Consider the following 10,641-nt stretch of genomic DNA (forward strand, 5'->3'; position numbering starts at 1 on the left):
CGGGGCGACCTCGGTCAGGCCGACCTGGGACGACACCCCGTCCTCGCCCGGCCAGACGACCACGTGGGCCACCGTGGTGGCACCGGACGGGAAGGTGGCCCCCAGGAGAGCCACGGACGACGGGGACCCCTCCCTGACCGGACCTGCAGCCAGGAGGGTGAGCCGCAGCTCGTCGGCGGGCGTTCCGTAGTAACCCGAGAGCGTCTCGACGGCCGACCTGAGGTCCTGGTCGCGGATCACCCCGCGCAGGCCGCGCGGGTCGGCCACGTCCGGCAGGGGGCGGGCGACGTCGAGCGCTCGGTCGGCGATGGTCGTCTGCGGGTTGTAGGAGCCGGCCACCCCGCTGTTCCGGTCGACCCACAGCTGGACCTCCAGCGGCCAGGTCGCCGGTCCCGGCGCGGCGATCGCACCGGCGCCGTTCGTCAGGGGCACCCGCTCGGAGTGCTCCGTCGTCGTCCCGTCGGCGTCGACCGTCCGGCCGATCAGCAGGCGGGCGTCGTCCCCGGGCCAGGCGACCACCACGAACGTCGGGCCGTCGGCCGCCGGGTCCGGTGCGTCCATGAGGGCCAGCGGGTGTCCCTCCGTCGTCCGGGTGGGGGGAGCGGCGAGCACCATCTGGTCCACAGCAGCGCCGACCGGGCCGGTGAACCAGGCGTGGACCGGCTCGGCGCCCACCCCCAGGACGAGCGCCACCCGGGCGCCGGGCACGTCGCCGGCGTAGGCGACCCGGCGCTCCCCGACCGGGCGATCCGGGTACCCGGGAGCCGGGAGCTGCGCGGCGTCCCCGGGTGCCCAGCTCAGCGACCGGACCCCGGCCAGCCACTCCGCGTCCCCGGAGAGCGACCCGCGGGTGGGCAGGTCGACCAACGTGCTCACGGTGCCGTCGGCCGTGTGCCCACCCGTGCGGTCCGACAGGACCACGGAGGCCGCGACCGGCACGCCCACGACGACCAGCGCCGCGGCCAGCCCAGCGGCGGCCACCCCCAGGCGGGTGCGCTGCTGCCGGCGGGCCCGCTGCCGCACCCGGTCGGCCAGGTCGTGGGGTGCGGGCGCGACGTCGTCGGCGGTGGCCCGCAGGCCCCGGCGGAGCCGGGTCTCGAGGTCGGACGGCATGTCAGCACTCCTCGATCAGCGTGGCGGGGGCGGCGTCGCCGAGCAGGACGCGCAGGCGGGCGAGGCCCCGGACGGTCTGGCTCTTCACGGTGTGCACCGAGCAGCCGAGCGCGGCGGCGGTGTCGGCCTCGCTGAGGTCCTCGGCGTAGCGCAGCACGAGGACGGCGCGCATCCGCGGCGGCAGGGTGGCCAGCGCGTCGGCGACCCGCTCCCGCTCGGCGACGTGCTCGGTGGTGTCGGGGCCGGCCGGCTCGACGGCGGGCAGCGCGACGATCTCCTGCGAGCTGCGCAGCCGCCGCCAGCTGGCCGCGCTGGTGACCAGGACCCGGCGCACGTAGGGGTAGGGGTCCCCGCCGTCGATGCGGGACCACCGCCGGTAGGCCTTCACCAGGGCCGTCTGCAGCAGGTCCTCGGCGTGGCCGCGATCGCGGGTGAGCAGCACCGCGGTGCGCAGCAGCTCGTCCGACCGTGCGGCGACGAAGGCCTCGAAGGCCGCCTCGTCTCGCGCTCTCACCCGTTCCCCCTCGTCGTCATCCCCTAGGACGCCCGAGGAGGAGCCGGAGGAACGCCGTCGTGACCGGATCGTGATCGGGAGCGGCCGCGTTGCGCGACGACGCGACCGCCATCACGCTGACCGCAACCTGTCCGGAACGGAGTGGAGGTCGGCGTGAAGCTGGACAAGCAGGAGCTGCTGCGGGTGCTGCACACAGAGGGCGACAACGAGACCGCCGACAAGGTGGCCGCCCAGCTGCCCGATGAGATCGACACCGACCGGGACGGCGACGCGCTCGACGCGATCGGGCTGGACCGCACGCAGCTGATGGCCAAGCTCGCCGGCGGCGGCTTCGGCGGGACGATCGCCCCCTGACGCCGTCCCGGCTGCTCAGCGGGCGCGGAGCCCGGCCCCCAGCTCGACGGCGTGGTCGAGGAACGTGCCGACGACGTCCGGGTCGACCTCGTCCGGGGCCGTGAACACGAGCGCGCGGACCTGCCGGCCGGTGCCCGTCAGTCGCCGCTCCGGGTCGGGCAGCCGGGCGCCGTGCTCGAAGACCAGCTGCACGCGGTCCGCCGTCGGGAAGACCGCGCAGACGAAGCCGGCCACCGGATCGCGGTAGTTGATCGAGTGCCAGCCGCGCCGCACCCGCTCCTCGAGCTGCGGATGGGCGTCGAGCAGCACCGCACGCACCCGGTGGGCGGTGGCGCGCACCGCGTCCGGGTGCGCGCTCAGCAGGTCGTCCGCCTCGGGGTTCCTGGGCACGGGCACAGCGTGGCACCGGGCACCGGGCACCGACACCCGGGAACGGGTGCCGGTGCCCGGTGGCTCAACGGTGGCTCAACCGCTGTAGGGGCGCTCCCGGGCCAGCTCCTCCTTGGCGACCCCACGGATGTGCACGGCGTCCGGGCCGTCGACGATCCGCAGCGTGCGGGCGCTCGCGTAGAAGCGGGCCAGCACGGTGTCGTCGCTGACGCCGGCGCCGCCGTGCAGCTGGATCGCCCGGTCGATGACGGCCAGGGCGACGCGCGGGGCGGCGACCTTGATGCCGGAGATCTCCGTGCGGGCGCCCTTGGCCCCGAACTTGTCGATCAGGTCGGCGGTCTTGAGCACGTAGAGGCGGACCTGGTCGATCTCGATCCGCGAGAGGGCGATGCTCTCGCGGACCGTGCCCTGGTCGGCCAGCGGACGGCCGAACGCCACGCGGGCCTTCGACCGCTCGACCATCAGCGACAGCGCCCGCTCGGCCATGCCGATCGCCCGCATGCAGTGGTGGATGCGGCCGGGGCCGAGCCGGGCCTGGGCGGTCATGAAGCCGTCGCCCTCACCGGCCAGGAGGTTCGACGCCGGCACCCGGACGTCGGTGAACCGCAGCTCGGAGTGGCCGTGCTGGTCCTGGTACCCGAAGACCGGCAGGTGCCGGACGATCTCGAACCCGGGGGTGTCCCGCGGCACGAGCACCATCGACTGCTGGCGGTGCGGCGGCCCGTCGGGGTCGGTCTTCCCCATCACGATGAAGATCTGGCAGCGCTCGTCGGCGCTGCCGGTGATCCACCACTTGCGGCCGTTGATCACGTACTCGTCGCCGTCGCGGACGATCGAGGTCTGGATGTTCCGGGCGTCGGACGATGCGACGTCGGGCTCGGTCATCGCGAACCCGGAGCGGATCTCGCCCTCCAGCAGGGGTGTGAGCCAGCGCTCCTTCTGCTCGGGCGTGCCGAACAGCATCAGGGTCTCCATGTTGCCGGTGTCCGGGGCCCCGCAGTTGGTGACCTCGGGGGCGATCACCGGCGACCAGCCCATGATCTCGGCGACGGAGGCGTACTCCAGGTTGGTCAGCCCGCCCAGTTCGTGGTGGAAGAGGTTCCACAGGCCACGCTTGCGGGCCTCCACCTTCAGCTCCTCGAGCACCGGGGGGTGCTCGTGGTCGTCGTGGCCGCGTTCGGCGCGCCACGCGTCGTAGACCGGCTCGGCGGGGAAGACCTGCTCGCGCATGAAGTCCCACATCCGGCCGCAGACGTCCTCGGCTCGTGCGGAGAGGGCGAAGTCCATGAGCGCAACGTAGAGGGCGGCGTGACCGGCGTCTCGTCAGGGGTCCGTCCCGCCGTCCCGGCTCAGGACGGCGGGTCGTCGTCCGGCCAGGGCTCGACCACCGGCAGCCAGCAGCTGAGCGCGAACGGGCAGCCGATCAGCACCAGCAGCGCCATCACGCCGAAGGCGGCCGGCCCCAGCAGGAGGGGCGCGGCGACGGCCGCTCCCGCGCCGAGGAGGACCATCCAGAGCGCGCCGCGGCCCGGCGGGCGGGCCGGGGAGCAGGGGCCGGCGGCGAGGCGGGCGGCCAGGTCGGGGTCGTCACGGGCGAGCTCCTCGCCCAGGGCACGCAGCACGGGGTCGTCGTCCACGGCACGGGCCTCCGGTTCCGGCACGTGCGGCGCCTCGGGCTCGGGCGCGGGCGGGGCGTCGTCCCCCGGGTCGCGTCCCCACCCACCAGCCTCCGCCGCGGACGGCGGGACCGCCAGCCTCCTGTGCACGCCGTCCGGCCCCGGATGCGCCGGAGGCCGGGCCCCGTGCGGGGCCCGGCCTCCAGGTGGTGCGCCGGCCCCCCTGCAGGGGCCCGCCGCGAGCTCGTGAGTGGCGGGGGGCAGGGGGTCCTTCCTCAGACGCGCGAGGTGCGACCGGTGACGGCGTTGCGCACCGGGCCCAGCGCGATGACGAGGCCCACGATCGCGGTCAGGATGTGCAGGACGTTGTCAGCGGCGTTGATGCTGAGGAAGTCCCACGGCTTGCCGATCGCGATCAGCCCGTAGACGAAGGCGGCGGCGTAGCCGACGGCCAGCAGCCAGCCGTAGGTGCGCGCGCCGGCCAGGGTGCGGGCCAGCAGCAGGCCGGCCACACCGATGAGGATGTGGACGACGTTGTGCATGCCGTTGATCTCGAAGAACAGCAGGTTCCTGTTGGTGTCGTGGGCGAAGAAGTCACCGAAACCGGTGACGAAGAAGCCCACGATCCCCACCAGCAGATAGATCGCGCCGAACGCCAGCGCGAGCAGCTGCGGCCAGGTCCGCGCTCCGCTGTTCGTGTTGCCCGCCGTAGCGGCCATCGTTGTCCTCCAGGGTCCAGTCAATCCGCCAGGGCTCGACGGTTCGGGATGTGCGGTACCCCCCGCGGACGTTCACGGAACAGATGTCACCCGTCCGTGTGGGGCGTCACACAACGGCGGGATGGCCCCGCCGACGGGCCGCCGGGGCGATCCGCACCAGCCGTTCGTCGGACGGTGTCCTGGCGGTTCAGCACCCCGGTGTCCCTGGCGTCTCGTGTACCCCGGAAGGGGCACGTCCGACCTCCTTGCCGTCGGTGGCCGCGCGGCTACGGTCGGGTGGTCCTCCTGGTCGGACGGTGGGCGGGGGCCGGTCCTGACCCGTGTGCCACGGGGGACCACGGGGTCAGGACCGCGCGCGTCCCGGGTGGGTCAGCGCCGCGTGGCCCGGGCCCGGCGGACGACGAAGGGGCCGATCGCGAGCAGGTCGACCGGGGCCGAGCCGAAGCACTCCAGCGCGTCGCGGGGGTCGTCGACCATCGGCCGGCCCGCGGTGTTCAGGCTGGTGTTGACCACGACCGGCAGGCCGGTGCGCCGTTCGAACGCCGCGATCATGCGGTGTACCAGGGGCTCGGTCTCGCGGTCGATCGTCTGGATGCGCGCCGTCCCGTCGACGTGGGTGACCGTGGGGATGCGGTCCCTCCACTCCGGGGCGACGTCGTGCACGAAGAGCATGTACGGCGAGGGGATCGGGCCGCGGCTGAAGATCTCGGGGGCCCGCTCCAGCAGCACCATCGGCGCCACCGGCCGGAACTGCTCGCGGCCCTTGACGTCGTTCATCCGCTCGAGGTTGGCCTCGAAGCCGGGGTGGGCCAGCAGCGAGCGGCGGCCCAGCGCGCGCGGGCCGAACTCCGAGCGGCCCTGGAACCACGCGACGATGCCGTTGTCGGCCAGCACCTCGGCCACCGCCTGGGCGACGTCGTCCGGCCGCTCGTAGTCGATCGCCGCGGTCTGCAGCCACTGCTCGATCTCGTCGTCGGTCCAGCTGCGGCCGAGCGCGGCGCCCGGCATCGGCTCGGTGCGCTCGCCGAGCTCGCCGGCCACGTGCAGGGCCGCACCCAGCGCCGTCCCGGCGTCGCCGGCGGCCGGCTGCACCCAGACCTCCTCGAACGGGCTCTCGGCCAGGATGCGGGTGTTGGCCACGCAGTTCAGCGCGGTGCCGCCGGCCAGGGTGAGGGTCCTCTCGCCGGTCTGCTCGTGCACCCAGCGGGCCAGGTCGACCAGCACCTCCTCGAGGCGCTGCTGGACGCTGGCGGCCAGGTCGGCGTGCGCCTCGGTCCAGTCGTCGCCCTTGGCCAGGCGCGGCGCGAACTCGGCGAAGTCGATCTTCTCGGTGCGGAAGCCGCCGTCGTCGGTGGCCCGGATGAGCTCCGACAGCTCGCCGACGAACCGCGGCTTGCCGTAGGAGGCCATCGCCATGACCTTGAACTCGTCGGAGCTGCGCAGGAAGCCGAGGTGGTCGGTGAGCTCCTCGTACATGAGGCCCAGCGAGTGCGGCAGCGACTGGCCGGCCAGGACCTCCAGGTGGCCGTCGGTGTAGCGGCCGGCCAGGTGGCTGTGCGCCTCGCCGCGGCCGTCGAGCACCAGCACCGCGTTGTCCCGCTGCGGCGCGGCCAGCCCCGCGGACGCGGCGTGCGCCACGTGGTGCTTGACGAAGCGGACCTTCGCCGGGTCGAGGCCGGGCAGGGCGTGGGCGAGGAAGTCCGGCGCCATCTCGGCGTACTTCTTGCGCATGACGTCGCCGCCGTCGAACAGCCCCGACTCCTCCGGTGTGGCCATCAGCGCCGGATCGAAGGAGTAGGCGACGGCGTCGAGCTCCTCGGGGCGCACGCCGGCGTGCTTGAGACACCACGCCGCGGAGAGCTCGGGCAGCTCCCAGGCGCTCCACGGCAGGGGGCGCTTGCCGTGCTTGCGCCGGCTGAACCGCTCCTCCTCGGCCGCGGCCACGACCCGGCCGTCGATGACCAGGGCCGCCGAGGGGTCGTGGTAGATGGCGTTGATGCCGAGGACCTTCACGCGGGCGCACTCCTCTCCGCCGGGCCGAGGCGGCCGGGCACAGCAGTGATCATGGAGGCGCTCGCGGCCTCCCGCAGCGCGAAGCCTCCCGGTGGGGGACCGGGAGGTTCCCGCCGGGAGGCTCCGGTGGAGCTCAGCTCCCGCCGCCGAAGAGGTTCCCGAACTGGTCGATCAGCAGGATGACCGAGAAGAAGCCGTAGAAGAGGACGGCCCAGAACAGCGCCACGAGCCGCACGCCGCCGGTGCGGAACTCCGCCGGCAGGGTCCGCCGGTTGAGCTGGATCAGCAGCGCCGAGTACACGAACATGACCAGGCCGTTGAGCGAGCTGGCGATGACCAGCAGGATCAGCGGCTGGGTGACGCCCGACAGCAGGATGATCGAGCCGAAGACGATCTCCGTCCACACCACCGCGAAGTAGACCCGGCTCTCGCTCCACCGCTGGTTCTCGCGCAGGACGCCGGTCTTGAGGACGTCGGCGGTGACCCGGCCCACCATGTCCAGCACCGCGAGGTTCGTCGAGAAGAGCACCACGCTGCCGATCAGCCAGAAGGTCGTTGCGAGCCAGGAGCCCTGCGTCTCCCCGAGCGCCTCGCCCTGGGCGCGGATGAAGTCGAAGCTCTGCGCCTCGGTGTTGCCGACTCCGATGGTGGAGTAGGCGAGCATCATGAAGGTCAGCAGCGCGATCAGGCCGATGACGAAGAACGTGACGAACTGCTCGCGGTCGGCCACCCGCCACCAGGAGCGCCACCGGCGGATGTTGGCCTCGTCGCGGCGGCACATGAACCCGGTCGTCGGGGCGGCCACCTCCTCGCCGGTGAACGGCGAGACGACCTTGGGCAGGCGGGCGCCCATGGCCAGCCCCTTGTCCCGGACCCAGTTCGACTGGGCCAGGTTCAGGGCGCCGCCGGCGCCGGCGAACGCGATGGCCCCGAGCAGGGTGGCGGTGCCGATCTGGCTCACCGCGTCGGGCAGCTCGCCGACCGAGACCAGGCCGTCGGCCAGGCCCGCGTAGCCCTCGCCACCGACGAGGAAGAGCAGCGCGTACACGAGGAACAGGACGATCAGCGCCACCATGAAGAACTGGATCTTCTCCACCGTCTGGTAGACCACGGGAGAGGCGGTGAGGACCAGGCCGATGAGGACGAGGACGCCGATCGTGATGTACGGGATGGCCTCCTGGCTGAAGCCGAAGACGAAGCTGAGCGTCGTCGTCCCGCCGGTCGCCCAGCCGGGCCAGGCCCAGGGGACGACGGTCATGATGATGAACAGCCAGCTCCACGGCTTCCACAGGCGGGTGAACCCGGTGACCGCCGTCTCTCCCGTGATGAGCGTGTACCGCTCGATCTCCATGTTGAGGAAGTACTGGGTGAGCACGCCGACGACGACGAGCCAGACGACGGCCAGCCCGACCTGGGACGTGATGTAGGGCCAGAGCACGAACTCGCCGGAGCCGATGGCGCCGGCCAGCAGCAGCACGCTCGGGCCGAGGACCTGCCGCATGCGCAGCGGTTCCGGGAGGTCGGCGTACGGGACCGCCGGCAGTGCCTTGCTGGGCAGCTCGGTCGCGAGGTGCCCTGGTTCCGAGGTGTCACGGGGGGAGCGGGAGGTGGCCATGGCTGCTCCTGGGCCTGTCGGAGCGCTTCGGTGCGCCCCGCGTGGCGCAGAACGGTATGACCGGCGTCACGCCGCGACAAGGAGAGGGCGCCCCGGCGTGACCTCGTCGAGATGCGCGGGTGTCGCCCGCGTCAGGTCCGGGGGCGCAGCAGGTCGTTGTCCAGGACGGCGGCCAGCGCGAGCGTCTTGTAGCCGACCTCCTCGAACAGGACGACGACCCGGTCGTCCTCGACCCGCATGACCACGCCGGGGCCCCACTCGGCGTGCTGCACGGGGGTCTGTGCGGGGAACGGCGCGTCGTCGTCGTCGGGCTGCTCCTGGGAGAGGCCGGCGTCGCAGTTGTCGCAGTTGCCGCACGGCTGCTCGAGCTGCTCGCCGAAGTAGCCGAGCAGGAACTGCCGACGGCACTCGGTGGTATCCGCGTAGCCGCGCATCATCTCGACCCGGCTCTGGTCGACCCGCTCGTGGTGCTCGGCCAGCTCGCGCGCGGCCGCCGCGGCCTCGCCGGGGGGCGGGGCGTTGTCGGCCGGGTGCGCGGCACCCTCCTGGTCGAGGACGACGGCCGACACCTGCTCGAGCAGGTTGAGGTCGCGGGCCAGCGGGGTCGCGGCGCGGCCGGTCTCCTCCCGCAGCTGCTTGACGGCGACGCCGTCGTCGAGTCCGGCGGCCTCCGCGGCCGCGACCAGTCCGGCGACCTGCTGCAGCTCCTCCTCCGGCGGGATGCCGGCGGCGAAGAACCTGCGCAGGCCCAGGTCCTCCTGCCGGTACACGAGCACGGCGAGCGCGGGCTGCCCGTCGCGGCCGGCGCGGCCGATCTCCTGGTAGTAGCTGTCGACCGAGTCGGCGGGCTCGGCGTGCACGACGAAGCGGGTGTCGGGCTTGTCGATGCCCATGCCGAAGGCGGTCGTGGCGACGACGACGTCAAGCTCGTCGTCCATGAAGGCGCGCTGGGTGTCCTCGCGGTCGGCCTTCTTGAGCCCCGCGTGGTACGGCCGCACCCGCAGTCCGCGCTCGGTGAGCTCGTCGGCGATCGACTCGGTGCCCTTGCGGGTGGCGCTGTAGACGATGCCCGGGGTCCGCCCCTCGCCGACGAGCCCGGTGACCCGGTCGAGCACCGCCTGCTCCTTGGCGTGGGCGTCGGCGTGCTGCTCGACCTCCAGCCGGATCTCCGGACGGTCGAACCCGGCGACGACGATCCGGGCGTCGCGCATGCCCAGCCGCTCGACGATCTCCGCGCGCACCGGGGGCGCGGCGGTGGCGGTGAGGGCGAGCACGGTGGGGTGGCCGAGCTGCTCGATGACCCCGCCCAGCCGCAGGTAGTCGGGGCGGAAGTCGTGGCCCCAGGCGGAGACGCAGTGCGCCTCGTCGACGACGAACAGCGCCGGGTGGGCCTCGGCGATGGCCTCCACGACGTCGGGCTTGGTCAGCTGCTCGGGGGCGAGGAAGAGGTGGCGGACCGTTCCGTCCGCCAGGCCCTCGAGGGCGGCGCGCTGGTCGCCGGCGGAGAGGGCGGAGTTGAGCTGGGCGGCCCGGCCCTCGAGCCCGTCGAGTTCGTCGAGCCGCTCCACCTGGTCGCGCTGCAGCGCGATGAGCGGGGAGACGACGAGCACCGGCCCGTCGGTCAGCTGCCCGGCGACCTGGTAGACGGCGGACTTGCCGGCGCCCGACGGCAGCACCGCGAGGGTGTCGTGACCCGAGACGACGGACTTCATCGCCTCCTCCTGGCCCGGGCGGAACTCGTCGTAGCCGAGCAGGTCGCGGGCGACCTCGCGGATGCGGCGGGTGCGGACGGAGGGGGACGCCCCGGCGGGGTCGGCCTGCTTCTTGCGGGGCACCGGCACCCGCTGCCCGACGCCCGCGGTCGGCAAACGACGCGCAGGTGGCGGCCGGGCGTTCCCGCGGGAACGTGCCTCGTGCTGCGAGGGCGTGGCGGCTGCTCGGCAGCGCCGGCGTCTCCGCGGGAACGCGCGCGGGCGCTCGCCCGCCGCGGCTCACGAGCCCACGGGGGCCCGGGCGCCGTCGACCCCGGCTTCGATGGCGAGGCGGCGGATGAGGTCGCGGTGGTCCATGAGGACCCCGACGGCGTAGCGCAGGTCCATCCGCTCCCCGTTCACGGGCATCGCCTCGGGCAGCGGTGGCTCGCCCGCCGGGAAGAGGACCCCGCTGAGCGAGGCCGCTGCCTGTTCGACAGTGGCCGGTCGTCGGCTCCGGCTGTGCTCCATGGCGGGGCGGGGACGGGCGGTGGGGCGGGTCTCTATACGAATCAGAAGCCTCTGACGATGCCTTACGTGATTATACCCGGGTGTG

General features: G+C 73.5%; 11 protein-coding genes. 1 reads left to right on the plus strand and 10 read right to left on the minus strand.

Features of this window, described 5'->3' with window-relative positions; genetic code table 11:
• Together CNO22_RS21975 and CNO22_RS21980 are read right to left on the minus strand one after the other, a co-directional pair.
• A partial coding sequence (locus tag CNO22_RS21975; protein ID WP_198588509.1) for a hypothetical protein occupies nt 1–1,113 on the minus strand: 1,113 nt, incomplete at its 3' end.
• A 1-nt stretch (nt 1,114) separates the two neighbouring features.
• A complete protein-coding gene (locus tag CNO22_RS21980; protein ID WP_100501369.1) occupies nt 1,115–1,627 on the minus strand; it encodes a SigE family RNA polymerase sigma factor in 513 nt (170 codons plus the stop codon).
• A gap of 153 nt (nt 1,628–1,780) precedes the next feature.
• On the opposite strand from CNO22_RS21980, the gene CNO22_RS21985 reads away from it, so the two are divergent.
• A complete protein-coding gene (locus CNO22_RS21985) occupies nt 1,781–1,981 on the plus strand; it encodes a hypothetical protein (RefSeq protein ID WP_100501378.1) in 201 nt (66 codons plus the stop codon).
• 15 nt (nt 1,982–1,996) lie between these two features.
• Here CNO22_RS21985 and CNO22_RS21990 read toward each other — a convergent pair whose 3' ends face one another.
• The 8 genes from CNO22_RS21990 to CNO22_RS29805 all read right to left on the minus strand — a co-directional run bounded on the left by CNO22_RS21990 (nt 1,997) and on the right by CNO22_RS29805 (nt 10,448).
• A complete protein-coding gene (locus tag CNO22_RS21990; RefSeq protein WP_157937066.1) occupies nt 1,997–2,371 on the minus strand; it encodes a DUF1801 domain-containing protein in 375 nt (124 codons plus the stop codon).
• Nucleotides 2,372–2,446: 75 nt separating this feature from the next.
• Complete coding sequence (locus tag CNO22_RS21995) at nt 2,447–3,658, minus strand: acyl-CoA dehydrogenase family protein (protein ID WP_100501371.1); 1,212 nt, start codon at nt 3,656–3,658, stop codon at nt 2,447–2,449.
• Between the two features lie 62 nt (nt 3,659–3,720).
• Nucleotides 3,721–4,032: a DUF3040 domain-containing protein gene (locus CNO22_RS27925; RefSeq protein WP_157937067.1), complete on the minus strand. Its 312-nt coding sequence runs from the start codon at nt 4,030–4,032 to the stop codon at nt 3,721–3,723.
• Nucleotides 4,033–4,262: 230 nt separating this feature from the next.
• Nucleotides 4,263–4,706: a DUF4383 domain-containing protein gene (locus CNO22_RS22005; protein ID WP_100501373.1), complete on the minus strand. Its 444-nt coding sequence runs from the start codon at nt 4,704–4,706 to the stop codon at nt 4,263–4,265.
• A gap of 369 nt (nt 4,707–5,075) precedes the next feature.
• Nucleotides 5,076–6,719, minus strand: coding sequence for a carbamoyltransferase family protein (locus CNO22_RS22010; protein ID WP_100501374.1), 1,644 nt, complete (start codon nt 6,717–6,719; stop codon nt 5,076–5,078).
• Nucleotides 6,720–6,852: 133 nt separating this feature from the next.
• Complete coding sequence (locus CNO22_RS22015) at nt 6,853–8,334, minus strand: Nramp family divalent metal transporter (protein WP_100501375.1); 1,482 nt, start codon at nt 8,332–8,334, stop codon at nt 6,853–6,855.
• A gap of 131 nt (nt 8,335–8,465) precedes the next feature.
• Nucleotides 8,466–10,169 carry a RecQ family ATP-dependent DNA helicase gene (locus CNO22_RS22020; RefSeq protein WP_232807250.1) on the minus strand — a complete coding sequence of 568 codons (1,704 nt, stop codon included), beginning with the start codon at nt 10,167–10,169 and terminating at the stop codon, nt 8,466–8,468.
• A 156-nt stretch (nt 10,170–10,325) separates the two neighbouring features.
• The gene (locus tag CNO22_RS29805; RefSeq protein WP_269799618.1) at nt 10,326–10,448 is read right to left on the minus strand and encodes a hypothetical protein; all 123 of its coding nucleotides are present in this window, start codon (nt 10,446–10,448) and stop codon (nt 10,326–10,328) included.
• Between the last annotated feature and the right edge of the window lie 193 nt (nt 10,449–10,641).

This window comes from Geodermatophilus chilensis, from assembly GCF_002802985.1.
Taxonomy (GTDB): domain Bacteria; phylum Actinomycetota; class Actinomycetes; order Mycobacteriales; family Geodermatophilaceae; genus Geodermatophilus; species Geodermatophilus chilensis.

Bases quoted from the DNA above. Each gene is read 5' to 3' on its own strand.
- CNO22_RS21995 (WP_100501371.1), bottom strand. From the start codon at position 3,658: ATGGACTTCGCCCTCTCCGCACGAGCCGAGGACGTCTGCGGCCGGATG.
- CNO22_RS22005 (WP_100501373.1), bottom strand. From the start codon at position 4,706: ATGGCCGCTACGGCGGGCAACACGAACAGCGGAGCGCGGACCTGGCCG.
- CNO22_RS22015 (WP_100501375.1), bottom strand. From the start codon at position 8,334: ATGGCCACCTCCCGCTCCCCCCGTGACACCTCGGAACCAGGGCACCTC.